The sequence below is a fragment of the Streptomyces sp. NPDC002176 genome, from assembly GCF_044903645.1.
Taxonomy (GTDB): domain Bacteria; phylum Actinomycetota; class Actinomycetes; order Streptomycetales; family Streptomycetaceae; genus Streptomyces.
Genome location: NZ_JBJDQW010000001.1, coordinates 49,755 through 67,351, shown reverse-complemented (window position 1 = coordinate 67,351; position 17,597 = coordinate 49,755). Strand labels below are relative to the sequence as shown.

Sequence of the window (17,597 nt, the reverse complement as noted above, 5' to 3'; positions counted from 1 at the left end):
CCTTCCCCCGTACCCTCCGCCCGCCGCGCGGACCGGTCATCGCCCTCGTCCTGGCCTGCGCGGGCGTCGCGCTCGCCCCCGTCGGCGCCGACGCCGCCACCCCGGCGGCCAAGGCCCGCTCGGCCACCGTGACCGTGCCGGGCGCCCGGTTCCAGGTGCTGTCCCCGACTCTGATCCGTACCGAGTACGCCGGGGACGACAAGTTCGAGGACAGCGCCACCTTCAACGCCATCGGCCGGAGCGCCTTCACCCCGCCCGCCTACACCTCCTCCGTCAAGGACGGCGTCCTCACCGTCACCACCAGCGCCCTGACCCTGCGCTACAAGGTGGGCTCCGGTCCCTTCACCGCCGACAACCTGACCGTGCGCCTGAAGGCCGGGCAGAAGCAGGTGCAGGCGAGCCCCTGGCAGCGCCCCGACTGCGTGGCGGGCGCCCTGTGCGAGGCCGAGGGACAGCCCCACGACGGCCCCGGTGTCGCCATCGACCACACCGGGTACACCGGCAAGGGCTTCCTCGCGGGCTTCGACGTCACGAACAACTCGCTGACCACGGACGTACGTTCACCAGAAGCGGGCGCCTACGAGTACGCCGTCCGGTACGCCAACGCGGTCGGCGCCGACGGCCGCCGCGAGACCCGCACCCTCAGCCTCAGCGTGGACGGCGGCGCGAACAGGACGTTCAGCCTCCCGGCCACCGCCGACTGGAACACCTGGGGCGTGGCCCGGCTGCCCCTGACCCTCGGCGCCGGAAGCCACACCGTACGGCTCCAGCGCACCGCCGCCGACTCCGGCAACGTCAACATCGACAGCACGGCCCTGCTGAAGCCGGGCGCCGACTACCCGGCACGGGACCGCACCGCCGTCCCCGCGTGCGCGTTCGGCACGAGCTGCGAGGCCGAGGACGGCCTCCTCGCGGGCACCGCGGTCATCGCCACCGACCACCGGGGACACTCCGGCGACGGTTTCGCCGCCGAGCTGAACAAGGACGCCCGCCTCACCCGCCGCGTGGCCGACGTCCCCCGCGACGGCACCTACCGCCTCCACCTGCGCTACGCCAACGGCACCGGCGGCGACGGCCGCCACGAGAAGCGCACGATGGAGGTCCGCCCCGGCACCGGCACCCCGGCGACCCTCACCCTCGACCCGACCGCCGACTGGGACACCTGGCAAACGGCCTCCACCACCGTCGAGTTGAAGGCGGGCGTCAACGACGTCACCCTCGCCTGCCCCGACACCACGAGCTGCCACGTCAACGTCGACACCCTCGCCGTCACCGCCACGGCCGACCCCGCCCCCGAGCCGCACCTCGCCCTCGGCGGCTACCGCCGCAGCCTCGACGGCCTCGACGGCGACCACGACCCCAGCCCCCGCACCACCCCCGGCCTCCTGCACCGCGACGGCTGGCACCTGCTGGACGACACCCCCTCCGCCGTCTACGACTCCCGCACCGGCAAGGCCACTTCGCGCGCCGCGCACGCCGGGAAGCCCTACCAGGACGGCTACGTCTTCGGCTTCGGCCACGACTACAAGCAGGCCCTCACCGACCTCGCCACCCTCACCGGCCCGCCCCAGCTGCTGCCCCGCTGGGCCTACGGCGTCTGGTACTCCGAGTACATCGACCGCACCGCGAAGGACTACCAGGACACCATCCTGCCCGCCTTCCGCGCCGCCGGAGTCCCGCTCGACGTGCTCGTCACCGACACCGACTTCAAGGCCCCCAACACCTGGAGCGGCTGGAACTTCGACCCGGCCAAGTACCCCGATCCCAAGGGCTTCTTCGACTGGTCCACCGCGCAGGGGCTGCACAACACCCTGAACGTGCACCCCAGCATCCTGGAGTCCGACCCGCAGTACGCGAAGGCCCAGGAGACCGCCAAGGGCAAGCTGAGCAAGGGCGGTTGCGCGGGTTCGGCCGGCTCGGAGTGCCGTACCTTCGACTTCGGCGACGCCGACCAGCTGAAGGCGTACCTCGATCTGCACCGGCCCTTCGACCGCGCCGGGAACGACTTCTGGTGGCTGGACTGGTGCTGCGACGCCTCCCGCTCCTCGCAGGCAGGAGTCACCCCGGACGCCTGGATCAACCAGAAGTACGCGGGCCTCACCGCCGAGACCGCCGAGCGCCCCTTCGTCCTCTCCCGTGCCTACGGCTCCCTCCAGGCGGGCGGCTACAGCGGCGGCGTCGGCCTGCCCACCGGCCCCTGGGCCGACAAGCGCACCACGCTCCACTTCTCCGGCGACACCTCCTCCACCTGGGGCACCCTGAGCGCCGAGGTCGGCTACACCCCGGGCGAGTCCGCCGCCACCGGCATGGCCGCCATCAGCCACGACATCGGCGGCCACAACGACGGACACGGCATCCCCGGCGCCGAGACCTACACCACCGACGACGGCCGCACCCACCGCACCACCAAACTCCCCGACGACCTGTACGCCCGCTGGGTGCAGTTCGGCACCTTCCAGCCCATCGACCGCCTGCACAGCAACCACAGCGACCGGCTGCCCTGGCAGTACGGCGACGCGGCCCGCGACTCCGCCACCAAGTTCCTCCGGCTGCGCGAGTCCCTCGTCCCGTACACGTACACCCTCGCCCAGCAGGCCGCCACCACCGGCGTCCCCCTCGTCCGCCCCCTCTACCTCGACCACCCCGAGGACGAGGCCGCCTACACCAAGGCGGGCAGCGAGTACCTGTACGGCCCCGACATGCTGGTGGCCCCGGTCACCACGCCCGGCACCAGCACCACCACCTCCGTGTGGTTCCCCGAGGGCACCTGGACCGACTACTTCACCGGCCGCACCTACACCGCGGGCACCGGCGGCGCCACGTACGACGTGACCACCACCCTGGACACCATGCCGGTGTTCGTCCGCGCCGGGGGCATCGTCGCCACCCGCACCGGCAACGCCGCCCACGACTCCGGCACCCCGCTCGACCAGGTCGGCGTCACCGTCGCCACCGGCGCGCCGGGCGCCTTCACCCTCTACGAGGACGACGGCGTCAGCACCCCCGCCCGCCACCGCTCGGCCACCACCCGGATCACCTACACCGACCGCACCCTGCGCATCGCCCCCACCCACGGCACCTACCAGGGCGCCCCGGCCCGCCGCACGTGGACGGTCACCTTCCAGGGCCTCACCAAGGCCCCGGCCCACGTCACGGCGAACAGCACCACACTCGCCCCCTCCGCCTGGCAGTGGGACGCCACAACCCACACCCTGAAGATCACCACCCCGAGGACGAGCGTCCACCAGCCGGTTACGGTCTCCTACCGGTAGCCGGTACCGCACAAGGGGGCCCGCGCGACTACCCCGCGCGGGCCCTCTTCCGAGTGACCCGGCGCCGACGAGCGGCCCGGCCACCGCCCGAGCGAGAGACGTAAGGCGCAACCTTGGCGCCATGTCTCATCACCTCAGCGGCCCGGACCTGCGCCCACCCCTGGGCGACGCCCGGCTGGACATGACCGACCTCTTCGCCTTCACGGTGCCGGACGACCGCACCGTACTGATCCTCAACGCGCACCCCGCCGTCCCCAAGGAGGGTGCCGCACTCCACCCCGACGCGGTCTACCGGATCAACGTCGACACCGACGGGGACCACCAGGCGGACGTCGCGTTCAGCTTCGTCTTCTCCCCGCCGCGCGACGGTCGGCAGACCGTGAGCGTGTACCGGGCGACCGGGCAGCAGGCCCGCGACCACGAGGCGGTGGGCGAAGAGATCGTCAAGGACGCGCCCGTCGCCTTCGGTGCGGAACCCCAGGTGGTCACCGCCGGGCCGTACCAGTTCTCCGCCGCGCTGCGCAGCGACCCCTTCTTCGCCGACCTCGAGGGCATCGCCAACCAGTTCCAGTGGACCGGGAAGGACTGGGGCGCGGACAAGAACGTCTTCAGCATCGCGCTGGAGATGCCCAGTTCGGAACTGGGCGCCGACCCCGTCATCGGAGTATGGGGACGGGTGAGCCTCCGTACGGACGGTGAGCTGAAGTCGGTCGACCGCGGTGCCCACCCGTCGCTGACCGCCTACTTCAACCCCGAGAACAGCGCCAAGACCGCGTACAACGAGGGCGAGCCCGCCCAGGACCGGGACACCTACCTGCGGCAGTGGACCGAGGTGCTCCAGCACACCGGCGGCTACGACCCGGCGGCCGCCGAGGAGACCCTGCGCACGGTCCTGCCGGACATCCTCCGCCTCGACCGCTCCCGGCCCGCGGCCTATCCCAACGGACGCACGCCCACCGACGACATCACCTCCGCCCGGCTGACCATGGTTTCCGGCGGCAAGATCACCAGCGACCACATCGGCCCGCACACCGACCTGTCGGACCGGTTCCCCTACCTGGGCACCCCGCACGCCGAACCGGCGAGCCTCTGACTGGCCCCAGCCGCACGGGAGATGGCCCGCGCGACGACACCGCGCGGGCCTCCACTACCCTCGGACCCGGACCTGAAGACGCCGACCGAGGGGAACACCTTGACCGATTACCGGGACGGCGTGGTCGTCTACTGGCGGCCGTTGTGCCCGTTCTGCATCAAGCTCCGGCTCCGCCTCCGCCTCGCCCGGCTGCCGCGCACCGAGGTCAACATCTGGCGCGACCCCGACGCGGCCGCCTTCGTCCGCCTGGTGGCCGACGGCAACGAGACCGTCCCCACCGTGACCGTGGCGGGCAACCCCATGGTCAACCCGTCGATGAGAGAGATCCGCGAGGCCGTCCGCCGCCACGCGCCGCATCTGCTCAAGCAGGCGCGCTGACCCGCTGCTCGCCCGACCCCCGCACGATCAGCCGGGTCGGCACCGTGACCGTACGGGCGCGCGAGCGGTCGCCGTCCAGCCGGGCCAGCGCCGTGACGGCCGCCGTACGGCCGATCTCCTCCGGGTTCTGGGCGACCACCGTCAACGCGGGCTCCAGCGCCTCGGCGAGCGCGACATCGTCGAACGCGACCACCGCCACGTCCTTGCGGCCACTGCGGGCCAACTGCGCGACCACCCCGAGGGCCACGATGTTGTTGCCCGCGAACAGCGCCGTCGGCGGGTCGGGGAGGGCCAGCAGCCGCGCCGTCGCCTCGCCCGCGTCGTCCTGGTCGTGGGCGCTGGCGACCAGCAGCCGGTCGTCGGGCAGCCCCGCGTCCCGCAGCGCCTCCCGGTACCCGGCCAGCCGCTCCCGCCGGGTGTACAGCCGCGTCGGCAGGTCCCCGACGAACCCGATCCGGCGATGCCCGTACCCGACCAGATGCGTCACCCCGGCACGGGCGCCCTCCCGGTTGGAGCTGACCACGCAGTCCGTCGCCAGTCCCGCCCCCGGCCGGTCCACGAACACCACCGGCAGCCCCACCGCCCGGTGCGGCCGCAGATGGGCGTGGTCGGCGCCCACCGACGGCACCACCATCAGGATGCTGACCCGGCGCGCCAGGAACTTGTCCGTCAGCGCCCGCTCCCGGTCCGCGTCGTCCGCCGACGACCCCATCAGCAACGTCAGCCCGCGCTCGCGGACGCAGTCCTCGATGCTGCCCGCCACCGCCCCGAAGAACGGGTTGCCCAGATCCGGCACGACCAGCCCGATCGTGGTGTCCGGGCCGCCGACCCGGATGTTGCGGGCCATCAGGTTCGGCTGGAAGCCGAGCCGCGCCACGGCCGCGAGCACCTGCTCCCGGGTCCGCGCCGAGGCGGGACCGTCCTCGTTGAGGACACGGGAGACCGTCTTGGCGCTCACCCCGACCTCGCGGGCGACATCGGCCAGGGTGGGGCGGCGGTTCGCGGCCATGCGGGACACGTCTCCTGTGCTCGTCGGCTCCGGCCGGGAACCCCCGGGCCGTGGAAGTCAGGTGGCCTGGACCCCGGCGGCCTTCGCGGCCTCGGAGTCCGCGACGACCGTACCTCCGCTCTCGTCCACCGTGAGCGCCCCGGTCATGATGGCGACCACCTCCGCCATCGAGTAGTCCGACGGCTTGATCACCGCCGCCCGGCGCCCCAGCCGGTGCACATGGACCCGGTCCGCGATCTCGAAGACATGCGGCATGTTGTGGCTGATCAGCACCACCGGCAGCCCCTTGTCCCGCACCCGCCGGATCAGGTCCAGCACCTGGCCGGACTCCTTCACCCCGAGCGCGGCCGTCGGCTCGTCCATCACCACGACACTGCGCGCCCACGCCACCGACCTGGCCACCGCGACCGCCTGCCGCTGCCCGCCGGAGAGCGTCTCCACGGCCTGGGTGAGCGAACGCAGCCCGATCTTCAGATCGGCCATGTGCTCGGCGGCCTCCTGCCGCATCCGCTTCTTGTCCAGCATCCGGAAGACACTGCCCAGCACCCCGGCACGGCGCAGCTCCCGGCCCAGGAACATGTTGGACGCGATGTCCATCGACGCGGCCACCGCGAGATCCTGATGCACCGTCTCGATGCCGTGCGCACGGGCGCTCTGCGGCCCGGTGAACCGGATCGGCTCGCCGTTCAGCAGGATCTCGCCCGCGTCCGGCACGATCGCCCCGGTCAGCGCCTTGATGAGGCTGGTCTTCCCGGCGCCGTTGTCCCCGATCACCGCCAGCACCTCGCCGGGCAGCAGATCGAAGTCGGCGCCGTCGATCGCGGTCACCTGGCCGTAGCGCTTGACGAGACCTCGGGCCTGGAGCACGGGCGTGGGGGAGTCGGCGGCGGTCATCGGGCCTTCTTCCGGGAGATCTGGTCGACGGTCACCGCGAGGATCACCAGGACCCCGGTGATCAGCGTCTGGTAGATGGACGCGACCCCCATCAACTGGAGGCCGTTGCGGAACACCCCGACGATCAGCACACCGATGAACGTGCCCAGCACCGAACCGCGCCCGCCGAACAGGGAGGTCCCGCCGATCACCACGGCGGTGATGCTGTCGAGGTTGTCCGTCTGCCCGGCCTGCGGATCACCCACGCCGGTACGGGAGATGAGCAGCAGCGCGGCCACCCCGTACAGCAGACCGGCGACCGTGTACACGCCGATGGTGAGCCGGGAGGTGCGGACGCCGTTCAGCCGGGCCGCCTCCACGCTGTTGCCGAGCGCGTACACGTGCCGTCCCCAGCCGGTGCTGCTCAGCGCGTAGGCGAACAGCAGGAACAGGGCGATGGTGACCAGCGAACCGTAGGTGATGTCGGTGTGACCGAGCGGGAAGGTGCCGCCGAGCGCGGTCAGCGCGCCGGGCAGTTCGGTGACCGTCTGCTCCTCGGAGTAGATGTGGGTCAGCGCGAACGCCACATTGAGCATGCCCAGGGTGACGATGAACGGCGGCAGCGGGATCTTCTCCGTCAACACCCCGTTCAGCAGCCCGAATCCGGCGCACACCAGCAGGCCCAGCCCGATGGCGAGCAGCGGCGGCAGCGAACCCTCGGCCGCCATCCGCGCCATCATGATGCTGCCGAACGCCATCACCGCCCCGCACGACAGGTCGATCCCCGCCGTCAGGATGATCAGGGTCTGCCCGATCGCGAGCGTGCCCACGACCATGACCTGCTGCACGATCAGCGAGAAGTTCCCGCCGGTGAGGAACTGGTCGGTGGAGAAGGAGAAGAAGACACAGGCGATCAGCAGGGCGGCCAGGGGACCCGTGGTGGGTGCCGTGAGCAGTCGGCGCGCCGTGCTCGGCGCCGTGAGCCCGGCGTACGGCGTGGTCGTGGCGGTCATACGACGTCCTTGTCGAAAAGGGCTTGCCGGAGGTCGGTCCAGGGGAGCGCGGGAGAGGTGGGCGGCCGGTCCGGCGGGGGAGTGGCCGGGCCGGCCGCCCGGTCAGGTGGGCCGGGGCCTCAGCCCCAGCAGTTGTCCAGGCCGTACGCGGTGTCCTTCGCGTCCACCCCGGACTGCGCCTTGTCGGTGATCAGGGTGACGCCGGTGTCGGTGTAACCGGACGCCTTCTTCCCGTCCTTGGCGTACGACACGACCGCCTTCACGCCCTCGGCGGCCATCTTGAGCGGGTACTGCTGCGAAGTCGCCGCGATCTTGCCGTCCTTGACCGCCTTGGTGCCGGTGCAGCCGCCGTCCACGGAGACGATCAGTACGTCCTTCTCGCGGCCCTTGGCCTTCAGCGCGGTGTAGGCGCCCAGCGCGGCGGGCTCGTTGATCGTGTAGACGACGTTGATGCCCGGCTCCTTCTGGAGGCAGTTCTCCATCGCCGTCTGGCCCTTGGTCTGGTCACCGGCGGTGTCCTGCGAGCACACCACGGACGGGTCCTTGGCGCCGACCCCGAAGCCCTTGAGGAACCCGTCGTGTCGCTGCACGCCCACCGAGACACCCGGCGCCAGGTCGAGCGTGGCGATCTTCGGCTGCTTGCCCTTCATCGCGGCCTTGGCGTACTGCCCGATCAGCTCGCCCGCCTTGAGGTTGTCCGTGGCGAACAGCGCGTCCACCGCGCTCTCCGGCTCGGTCGGCGTGTCCAGCGCGATCACCAGCACGCCCTTGGCGCGGGCCTTCGCCAGCGCGGGCACGATCGCCTTGGAGTCGCTCGGCGTGATCAGGATGCCCTTCACCCCGGACGCCACCATGTTCTCGATCGCGGTGACCTGACCGGCGTTGTCCCCGTCGAACTTGCCCGCAGCCGTGAGCAGTTGGGCACCGTTCTCCTTGGCCGACTGCTCCGCACCCTCCTTCATCTTCACGAAGAACGGGTTGGTGTCGGTCTTGGTGATCAGCCCGACCTTGACCCCGCCCGAACCCGACGTGGACGACCCCGAACCGGAGCCGGAGCCGCAGGCCGTGAGGGTCAGAGCCACGGCGCCCGTGCACGCGGCGACTCTCAGCAGGGACAGGTGCGGACGAGTGAAGCGAGACATGAACGACTCCTGCGGGATTGCGAGCGGCGCGGCCGGCATCGGAGCATGCCGTCCCGAGGTGTCATCGTTGACTTATGTCATCGTTGACACGCCATGGCGAGGATGATGGACGGCCCCTCACGGCGACGTCAATGCCCTGTGCCGGTCACAAAACGGCAACGTACGCGGCTTGTTCCGGGCGCCATGAATCAGCCAACAAGCGGTGCCGCGCGAACCGTTGACGCGCCCGTGTCCCTGCCGCATCATCGACGCACCCGCTCGCTGTCATCGATGACATGAGTCAACGATGACATCTCCCGCCGACGCCAGGGACGACGGCACCGGCGGCCTGCCCACTCCTTCCCGGACCCGTGCGCCCCGCGCGTCACGCTCCGCCGCGGGGCCGACCGCAGCACAGGAGATGTCATGAGCTCGGTACGTGGAACGCGGCACGCCCGCGCCTGGCTGGTCGCGGCGTCACTGACCGCCTGCGCCCTGGCGGCCACCTCCCTCACCCCACCGGCCGCGGCCGCCGACGCACCGCCCTACACCGAGACCTACCGCCCCCAGTTCCACTTCACCCCCGAGAAGAACTGGATGAACGACCCCAACGGTCTCGTCTACTACCAGGGCGAATACCACCTCTTCTACCAGTACAACCCGGGCGGCAACTCCTGGGGCGACATGTCCTGGGGCCACGCCGTCAGCACGGACCTCGTGCACTGGAAGCAACTCCCGCTCGCCCTCTCCCACGACGACAAGGAGATGGTGTTCTCCGGCAGCGCGGTGATCGACCGGAACAACACCAGCGGCTTCGGCACCCCGGACAACCCGCCGATGGTCGCCGTCTACACCAGCGCCTACAAAAGCGGCGGCAAACAGGCCCAGTCGCTCGCCTACAGCACCGACCGCGGCCGCACCTGGACCAAGTACCAGGGCAATCCCGTGCTGGACATCGGCTCCACCGAGTTCCGCGACCCCAAGGTCCAGTGGTACGCGCCCACCAAGAGCTGGCTGATGACGGTCGCGCTGCCCGCCGAGCGCAAGGTCCGCTTCTACACCTCCCAGAACCTCAAGGACTGGAGGCTGCTGAGCGACTTCGGCCCGGCGGGCGCCACCGGCGGCGTCTGGGAGTGCCCCGACCTCTTCCCCCTCCCCGTCGACGGCAACCCCGGCAAGGTCAAGTGGGTCCTGGTCACCAACGTCAACCCCGGTGCGGTGGCCGGGGGTTCGGGCACCCAGTACTTCACCGGCGACTTCGACGGCACCCGGTTCACCCCGGACGACGGCGGCGGCTACACCCCGCCGCCCGGCACCGCCGTACAGGACTTCGAGGCCGCGGACTTCGGTGACTGGACCGCCACCGGTACCGCCTTCGGCGCCGGACCGGCGACCGGCGCGGTGGACGGCCAGCAGACCGTCACCGGCTTCGACGGCAAGGGCCTGGCCAACAGCTTCCACGGCGGCGACCCGAGCACCGGCACCCTCACCTCACCCGGCTTCACGGTGACCACCCCGTACTTGAACTTCAAGACCGGCGGCGGCCGCCACCCGCACCAACCCGGCACCGCCGTGGACCGCGGCCCCACCCCCGAGGGGACCGTCCTCGCCGACTTCGAGGGCGGCACGTACGGCGACTGGACCGCGACCGGGGACGCCTTCGGCCCCGCACCGGCCAACGGCACCCTCCCCGACCAACAGCAGGTTTCCGGCTGGCTCGGCGACGGCCTGGTCAACACCTACCGCGGCGGCGACACCGCCACCGGCACGCTGACCTCACCCGAGTTCACGCTGGACAAGAACTACCTGGACTTCCTCGTGGGCGGCGGCAACCACCCCGCCACCGCCGCCAACCGCACCGCCGTCGAACTCGTCGTCGACGGCCGCACGGTACGCACCACCACCGGCCGTGACTCCGAAGCGCTCGACTGGGCCTCCTGGGACGTACGGGACCTCAGAGGCAAGCGCGCCCGCATCCGGATCGTGGACGACGACACCGGCCGCTGGGGCCACCTCAACGTCGACCACCTCGTCCTCTCCGACACCCGCGCCGAGCCCCTCACCGACGAGACGGCCGTGAACCTACTGGTCGACGGCCAGGTGGTTCGCAGCGTCACCGGCTCCGACAGTGAGGCGATGGACTGGGCCTCTTTCGACCTGCGCCCCTACCAGGGCCGCACCGCCCGCATCCAGCTGGTCGACCGCAACACCGGCGGCTGGGGCCACATCATGGCCGACAGCTTCACGGCCGCCCAGACCCCGGCCCGCTCCACCGTCGACCGCGCCTCCTGGGTCGACTACGGCAAGGACCACTACGCGGCCGTGACCTGGAACGACGCCCCCGATGGCCAGCGGTACATGATCGCCTGGATGGCCGGCCTCGACTACGCCGGAGCCACCCCCACCACCCCCTGGCGCAGCGCCCAGACCGTCCCCCGCCGCCTGACCCTCCGCACCATCGACGGCCGCGCCCGTCTGATCAGCGAACCGGTGTCGACGCTCTCCACCCTGTGGCGGCAGCCCACCACAACGACGGGCCTCACCGTCACCAACACCTCCCGCCCCCTCCCCGCCAAGGGCAAGGCCCTCGACATCGAGGCGACCTTCACCCTCCGCGACGCCGACCGCTTCGGCCTCAAGGTCCGCACCGGCAGCGGCGGCGAGGAGACCACCGTCGGCTATGACCGCACCACCGGCGAGCTGTACGTCGACCGCACCCACTCCGGCGTCACGGACTTCAGCCCCTCCTTCCCCGGAGTCCAGCGCGCCCCCCTCAAGCCCCGCGACGGCAAGGTCAAACTCCGCATCCTGGTCGACTGGTCCTCCGTAGAGGTCTACGGCGGCGACGGCGAGGCCACCATCACCGATCTGGTGTTCCCGGCCCCTACCTCCGAGGGCGTCCAGGTGTTCGCCGAGCACGGCTCGGCGAGGCTGGACCGGGTCACTGTGCGTCAGGTGGGTTCGTATCGGGAGTGACCCCACCACGAGCGCCGGGCACCCCGTGAGAAGGGGTGCCCGGGTGGTCGCTCAGTGCGGTCGCTGTACGAACTCGACCAGAGCGGCGGTCAGTTCGGCGGCCGCGTCCTCCTGGACGAGGTGGCCCGCGCCGCTGATCGGCTCCAGCCGTGCGCCCGGGATGCGGGCGGCGAGTTCGTTGCCCTTGGCGGCGGGAATCCAGGTGTCGTCCTGGCCCCAGCAGATCAGCGTCGGGAGGTCCAACTCGCCGTACCGATCCTGGATTTCGTCGGTGTAGCACTGGTCGGCCTGGGCGATCTGCCGGTAGAAGGCAGGCTGGCCCAGCTCGCCGAGCCAGGGCTGCACGAGCCGGTCGAGTACCGCCGGGTGGAGGCCGGGGCCGCTGGCCGAGCTGACGTACTCGCGCACCAACGCGTGGTGCAGGGCGGGCGGCAGCTGCTCGAAGACCTTGGAGTGCTGGCCGACGAGCCGGAAGAACGGGGAACCCCAAGGGGCCAGCGCGACCGGGTCGACCAGCGCGAGGGCGCGGTAGCGAGCCTCGTGCAGCAGATGGGCCCGCAGGGCGACGGCACCGCCGAAGTCGTGGGCGACCACGGTCGGTTCGTCGAGACCCCAGTGCGCCAGCAGCTCGGTGAAGACCTTGCCCTGCGCGGCCAGGGAGACGTCCTGGCCGTCCGCCATCTCCGAGGTGCCGTAGCCGGGCATGTCCCATACGAACACCTGGTGGTGGCGGGCGAGCGCCCGGGCGACCGCGCGCCACACGTACGACGAGAAGGGCGTGCCGTGCAGGAGCACGACCGGGTCCTGGCCGGGGTCGCCGAGGCTGTCCCAGCGGACGTCGCCCGAGGTACTGCGGAACGTCTCGGACAGATGCCATTCACTCACGGGCGCTGTTCCTCTCAGTCGCGTGCACGGTCGGGCCGGGGGATCGCACCGGGTGGGGCCGCAGGGCGTCGCCAGGGCACCGGCCACTTCGCCGATACGACCACCGACCCGGTGAATCTATTCCGTCACGGCACTAGAGATAGGGCCGGGTGATCAGCTCGATGGCGTGTCCGGCGGGGTCCTTGAAGTACACACCCCGGCCGCCGTGCTCGTGGTTGATCTCGCCGGGCCGCCGCATCTGCGGGTCGGCCCAGTGCACGACCCCGCCGTCCCGGAGCCGCTGACAGGCCCGGTCGAACAGGTCGTCGTCGAGGAGGAACGCGTAGTGCTGCATCTGGATCTCGACCGGCGGCTCGGCGAACTGGAGCAGCACGCCGTCGCTGAGCTGGATGTTGACGAACGGCCCCCAGGACGGCGCCTCGGGCACCTCCAGCAACTCCCGGAAGAAACGGGCCGATTGCTCACGGTCCTTGGCGGCGATGATGGTGTGGTTGAACGTAGCGGGCATAGGGCTGACTGACCTCACGGTGGACTCGGACTCGGACGCGTGGTGACGCACGAGTGCCGGAGGCCCACGGGCCCGACTCCGCGGCGCCCTCAGCCGTCCACCGGCTGACCGTCCTGTGCGTGGCTCGACGCCGATCCGGTGTTCACGCGGGGAACGTTACCGGCCCGGTCGGCACTCGGCCAGACCCATCCGCCCCGGTCGGCTCAGAAGTCGCCACGCTCACGGCCGACTTGCTCGGCGGAGTCCGACCGGTACGGGCGTCGCGCGACGAAGACGAACTCTCTTCCTGGTCGGTCGGGTGCGTCGAGGACGCGGTCCACCGTGTAGCCGTGCGCGGCCAGGTCCCGCTCGACCTCCTCGCGCTCCCGGAAACGCAAGGTGGAATCCGATGTGAGCACTTGTCCGTCCGCCGCGAACGCGTAGGTCCCGCGGAAGGTCACCAGAGGCAGGCTCACGTCGACCAGTTCGAGCCAGCTCTCGACAGGGCCGACGCCCGGGACGTCCACCACATGGTGGGAATGCTCGCGGGTCCACTCCTCCCAGGCGCGCCGGGCCGGATCGCGGGTCTCGAAGACCAGCCGCCCGCCGGGCCGCAACGCCGCGTAGGCGCCCCGCAGCGTCTGCCGCCACATCGACGGATCGACGATGGCCTGGGCGACGTTCGCCGTCATCGTCACGAGGTCCACCCGCAACGGTGGGAGGTCCGTCGCATCACCGTGAATCCAGCGCACTCGCTCACCGCCCGGTTTGGTCCGAGCGACGTCGACGGACGCCAGCGAGGGATCGACCCCGACGACCTCGATCCCGCGCTCGGCCAGGAGCAGTGCGAACACCCCGGTGCCGCAGCCGATGTCCAGCACTCGACGCGCATGGAACTCATCCGCCAGGTGCAGGTAGGCATCGAGATCGCTGCGGTCGGGGTCGAGCGGATCGTAGAGTGCGGCGAGTCGTGCGTCCTCGGAGCATTCGTCAGCCAAATGCCCGAACGTAGGCGGGGGCGGCTTCAAACAGCCACCGAATTCCGTCAGTCGACCCGCCTCACTCAGCAGCTCGCGCTCACTGCCCTACTCGCCCGTCGACCCGCTCACGCAGCAGATCGGCGTGCCCGCAGTGACGGGCGTACTCCTCGATCCGGTGCACCAACAGCTCCCGGACCGCGATTTTCTCCTTGCCCACACGCAGCCCCAGGTCGGCGTACTCGGCCAAGGCGGCGTCGGTCGCGGCCTGCTCACGCTCCAGGTCGCGGAACGCGGCGTCGACCACGGGCTGTTCGCCGACGGCGCCGTCGAAGTCCGCGTCCCGCGCGCCGTACAGCTTCGGCAGCGGGTCGCCCTCGTTGATCCAGTTCCGCCAGTCCCGTTCCGCCCGGGCGAGGTGCCGGACCAGCCCGAGCAGCGACATCGTCGACGGCGGAACCGACCGGAGGGCCAGTTGCGCCGGGTCGAGACCCTCGCACTTCATCCGCAGGGTCAGCCGGTAGTGCGTCAGATAGTCCTGGAGTGTCGCCAACTCGCCGTCCGGGCTGGGACCTTCGGTGTGGCGCGGGTCGTCGTCCGGGTCGGCCCACATGTCGGGGTAGACGGTTGCCTCGGTCCATCGCGCGCGCTGCTCGGTCATGCGGTGCATGCTCGCCGGACACCGCCCGATGCCGCCACTGAGTTTTCGGGAGGCAGACCACATGGCCCCGGACATATCGCCGGCAATCGTCGGTACGCGATCAAGGGAGCCTTCGACGCGAGGAAGCGACGCGGTGAAGCGACGCAACAACGATGCGGCTGGCGTCGCCCGACCCGACCGTGTTCACTCGGTGACAGTCGAGGGATTGGGGCAGGGTGATGGCCGACCGACCCCCACCCACGCGTACGCGACCGCGCCCGGAGCGAACGACCACGGTCGCGGCAGCCCCACGCCCGGGCCTGCGTGGCCGACTTGGTGACGCCCTCTTCCGCGGAGTAGCGGGCCCCGACGGTCCCGAGAGCCGACGCCGCGTCCACGGCACCCCCGGCCCCCGCTGGTTCGCACCGGACCGCCCGATCCGTGTCGTCCACGGTGACGCGTCCATGTTCCCCGGCGGCCTCGCCGCGCTGCTCCTCCAGTCCCTGCACCCCCTGGCGATGACGGCGGTGGCCGACCACTCCGACTACCGCAACGACCCCTGGGGCCGCCTCGCCCGCACGAGCACGTTCCTCGCGTACACCACCTACGGCGCGGCGGACGACGCCCAGCGAGCCGTCGACCGCGTACGAGCGGTGCACGAGAACATCCGGGGCCGCACGGCGGACGGCGAGCCGTACCACGCGGCCGACCCGCACCTGCTGGCCTGGGTGCACAGCGCGGAGGCGTACTGCTTCCTCACCGCCCACCAGCGTTACGGCAAACGGCCGTTGACCGCGGCGGGCCGCGACGCCTACGTGTCCGACATGGCCACGGTCGCCACCGCGCTCGGCATCGAGAACCCCCCGACGACACTCGCGCAGCTCCATGAACGCCTCGACTCCTACCGCCCCGAGCTGCGCATCACCCCCCAGACCCGGGAGGCGGTGCGCTACGTCCTGCTGCGCCCGCCCCTGCCCCCGCCGGTCCTCCCGCCGTACCTCGTCCTCGGCGCGGCCGCCGTGTCCCTGCTCCCCGACTGGTCCCGCGCACAGCTGGGCCTCCCGGTGCTGCCCCGCGTCGAACGCTGGTGCGCGGTCCCGGCCGGAGCAGCGGTGACGGCCCTGATCAGATGGCTCATGCCATCACCACCGTCCCTCCGGGCCTGAGCAGCCGCTCCTGACCACGGCGGCGTTGTCAGTCTGGTCGGCACCCGCATACAGTTCCGGACCCGGCACCGCCATCACGCCCCCGACCACTTCCTGGTGGAGAGCGTGGACGGCCGCACGGCCCGCTTCGACGCCGACCGCCAGGGCCGACGACCGTGGGCCCTGTGGGCACCCCCGGAGGGCCCGGCCCAGGACGTGGTCCTCACCGACGCGGACACTCCCACGGGAGTCCGCGCGTACGCCGCCGACGGCAGCCTCCTGTGGGAGCAGGACGGCCATCACTCTCCCCGCCACCCGAGGACGGAGCGCCCCCGACGCGTCACGCCCTCCGGCGGCACAGCCCTGCCGCCCGCCTTCTGGTACCTCCTGCGCACCCGCGACCCCTCCGGCTCCCGCGCCCTGCGCACGCTACGACGAGAGACCGCCGACACCCTCCTGACGACCGCCCGCACCGACCCCGCCACCCTGCGCACCACCGTGGCCCGAGAACTGCCCGAGATAACCGCACCCCCACTGGCCGAAGCGGAGGCCGCGATCGCCGAACGAGCCGCCCGAGTGGAGGACCGCCGACTCGAACTGCACCGCTGAGCGACCCGGCCGGTCTAGGTACGCGGTTCTCGGCACGGATTCCCCAGATCCCCATGGAGCACGGGCCTCCCCGGCTCGGCCGGGCGAACCCGCAGGCTAGGCGGACCGCTCCCCGTGGGCGAGTGACGTGACGTACTCCCACAGCTCCTCCCGGACCTCCTCGGGGTCGGGGTCGGCGCCGATCGGGTACGTGGTGGGGCGCGGGCGGCGGTCGTGCCAGAAGAGGCCGTCGCTGTCGGTGGCCTCGGGGGCCGTGCCGAGCCAGACGATCGTGTCGGCGCCCTGCTCGGGGGTGCGGATGATCGGCCACGTCACCGTACGGAAGACGGGCATCCACTGCCGTACGCCCTTGGTGTCGGCCCACCCCGGATGCATGGCATGCACATGCACCCCCTGCTCCCGCAGCCGCTCCGCCCACTGCTCGGTGACCACGAGCTGCGCCCGCTTGGTCCGGGCGTAGAACTTCTTCGGGCTGTACGGCGTCTCCTCGGACTCCGGATCACCGACAGGGAGCTGCTGGCTGTACTGCCCGCCCGAGGTCACGTTGATCACGACCGAGGGCGCCGAACGCGCGAGCAGCGGCGTCAGTTCCTCGATCAGCACCCACGGCGCCAGCACATGCGTGGCGAACGTCAGCTCCACCCCGTCCACGCTGTACTGCCGCTCGTCCGGCATCACCCCGGCGTTGTTCACCAGCACGTCCAGCCGGTCCTCCTGCTCCAGGAAGCGCGTGGTGAAGTCCCGCAGCGCGGCCCGGCTGCTGACGTCGCACACCACCGGCCGCACGTCCACATCACCACCGGCCTGCTCCCGGGCGAGCGCGGCGGCCTCCTCGGCGCGTTTCTCGTCACGGCCCAGTACCCGTACCGACGCGCCCAGCCTGGCGAAGCCGACAGCGGCCGCCAGGCCGACGCCCGACCCCGCGCCGGTGACCAGGACGACCTTGCCGTCCATCCGCTCGGGGCCGTCGGGCCAGCCGGGCAGTACCCGCCGCAGGAGCAGTCCGGGCCAGCCGTAGCCGAGGACGACGGTGCGGTCCAGAGCGGTGTCGATCAGAGAGGTGACACTCATGGAGTCCGCAGTACCCACACCGGCCGGACCCACACAGCCAGGCGCCCC

The 17,597-nt window shown here is 71.4% G+C and carries 15 protein-coding genes; 6 read left to right on the top strand and 9 right to left on the bottom strand.

Going from position 1 to position 17,597, the window contains the following annotated elements; translation table 11 throughout:
* Positions 1 to 38 precede the first annotated feature (38 nt).
* From ACI2LY_RS00275 to ACI2LY_RS00265, 3 genes are all read left to right on the top strand, one after another.
* Positions 39 to 3,272 carry a TIM-barrel domain-containing protein gene (locus ACI2LY_RS00275; RefSeq protein ID WP_404706438.1) on the top strand — a complete coding sequence of 1,078 codons (3,234 nt, stop codon included), beginning with the start codon at positions 39 to 41 and terminating at the stop codon, positions 3,270 to 3,272.
* Between the two features lie 121 nt (positions 3,273 to 3,393).
* Positions 3,394 to 4,365, top strand: coding sequence for a DUF4331 family protein (locus ACI2LY_RS00270; RefSeq protein WP_404705107.1), 972 nt, complete (start codon positions 3,394 to 3,396; stop codon positions 4,363 to 4,365).
* A 99-nt stretch (positions 4,366 to 4,464) separates the two neighbouring features.
* Positions 4,465 to 4,743: a glutaredoxin domain-containing protein gene (locus ACI2LY_RS00265; protein WP_404705106.1), complete on the top strand. Its 279-nt coding sequence runs from the start codon at positions 4,465 to 4,467 to the stop codon at positions 4,741 to 4,743.
* Here ACI2LY_RS00265 and ACI2LY_RS00260 read toward each other — a convergent pair.
* The 4 genes from ACI2LY_RS00260 to ACI2LY_RS00245 form a co-directional block, all read right to left on the bottom strand.
* The gene (locus ACI2LY_RS00260; RefSeq protein WP_404705105.1) at positions 4,727 to 5,752 is read right to left on the bottom strand and encodes a LacI family DNA-binding transcriptional regulator; all 1,026 of its coding nucleotides are present in this window, start codon (positions 5,750 to 5,752) and stop codon (positions 4,727 to 4,729) included. The genes ACI2LY_RS00265 and ACI2LY_RS00260 overlap by 17 nt on opposite strands.
* A 57-nt stretch (positions 5,753 to 5,809) precedes the next feature.
* Complete coding sequence (locus ACI2LY_RS00255; protein ID WP_404705104.1) at positions 5,810 to 6,646, bottom strand: ATP-binding cassette domain-containing protein; 837 nt, start codon at positions 6,644 to 6,646, stop codon at positions 5,810 to 5,812.
* Positions 6,643 to 7,638: an ABC transporter permease gene (locus tag ACI2LY_RS00250; protein ID WP_404705103.1), complete on the bottom strand. Its 996-nt coding sequence runs from the start codon at positions 7,636 to 7,638 to the stop codon at positions 6,643 to 6,645. Before ACI2LY_RS00250 ends, ACI2LY_RS00255 begins: the two co-directional genes overlap by 4 nt.
* 119 nt (positions 7,639 to 7,757) lie before the next feature.
* Positions 7,758 to 8,780: a sugar ABC transporter substrate-binding protein gene (locus ACI2LY_RS00245; RefSeq protein WP_404705102.1), complete on the bottom strand. Its 1,023-nt coding sequence runs from the start codon at positions 8,778 to 8,780 to the stop codon at positions 7,758 to 7,760.
* A 405-nt stretch (positions 8,781 to 9,185) separates the two neighbouring features.
* Here ACI2LY_RS00245 and ACI2LY_RS00240 point away from each other — a divergent pair, with 405 nt between their 5' ends.
* Entirely contained in the window at positions 9,186 to 11,735 is a 2,550-nt protein-coding gene (locus ACI2LY_RS00240; RefSeq protein WP_404705101.1) for a GH32 C-terminal domain-containing protein, read from the top strand.
* A 51-nt stretch (positions 11,736 to 11,786) separates the two neighbouring features.
* On the opposite strand, the gene ACI2LY_RS00235 is transcribed toward ACI2LY_RS00240, so the two are convergent.
* The 4 genes from ACI2LY_RS00235 to ACI2LY_RS00220 all read right to left on the bottom strand — a co-directional run bounded on the left by ACI2LY_RS00235 (position 11,787) and on the right by ACI2LY_RS00220 (position 14,745).
* Positions 11,787 to 12,620 carry an alpha/beta fold hydrolase gene (locus tag ACI2LY_RS00235; protein ID WP_404705100.1) on the bottom strand — a complete coding sequence of 278 codons (834 nt, stop codon included), beginning with the start codon at positions 12,618 to 12,620 and terminating at the stop codon, positions 11,787 to 11,789.
* A 133-nt stretch (positions 12,621 to 12,753) separates the two neighbouring features.
* The gene (locus ACI2LY_RS00230) at positions 12,754 to 13,128 is read right to left on the bottom strand and encodes a VOC family protein (RefSeq protein WP_404705099.1); all 375 of its coding nucleotides are present in this window, start codon (positions 13,126 to 13,128) and stop codon (positions 12,754 to 12,756) included.
* Positions 13,129 to 13,331: 203 nt separating this feature from the next.
* Positions 13,332 to 14,105 carry a class I SAM-dependent methyltransferase gene (locus ACI2LY_RS00225; protein WP_404705098.1) on the bottom strand — a complete coding sequence of 258 codons (774 nt, stop codon included), beginning with the start codon at positions 14,103 to 14,105 and terminating at the stop codon, positions 13,332 to 13,334.
* Between the two features lie 79 nt (positions 14,106 to 14,184).
* On the bottom strand, positions 14,185 to 14,745 hold the full coding sequence (locus tag ACI2LY_RS00220) for a DinB family protein (RefSeq protein ID WP_404705097.1): 561 nt from the start codon (positions 14,743 to 14,745) through the stop codon (positions 14,185 to 14,187).
* A 218-nt stretch (positions 14,746 to 14,963) separates the two neighbouring features.
* Here ACI2LY_RS00220 and ACI2LY_RS00215 point away from each other — a divergent pair, with 218 nt between their 5' ends.
* Positions 14,964 to 15,890, top strand: coding sequence for an oxygenase MpaB family protein (locus ACI2LY_RS00215; protein ID WP_404705096.1), 927 nt, complete (start codon positions 14,964 to 14,966; stop codon positions 15,888 to 15,890).
* 105 nt (positions 15,891 to 15,995) lie between these two features.
* Complete coding sequence (locus tag ACI2LY_RS00210; RefSeq protein ID WP_404705095.1) at positions 15,996 to 16,478, top strand: hypothetical protein; 483 nt, start codon at positions 15,996 to 15,998, stop codon at positions 16,476 to 16,478.
* Between the two features lie 96 nt (positions 16,479 to 16,574).
* Here ACI2LY_RS00210 and ACI2LY_RS00205 read toward each other — a convergent pair whose 3' ends face one another.
* A complete protein-coding gene (locus ACI2LY_RS00205; RefSeq protein WP_404705094.1) occupies positions 16,575 to 17,549 on the bottom strand; it encodes an SDR family NAD(P)-dependent oxidoreductase in 975 nt (324 codons plus the stop codon).
* Between the last annotated feature and the right edge of the window lie 48 nt (positions 17,550 to 17,597).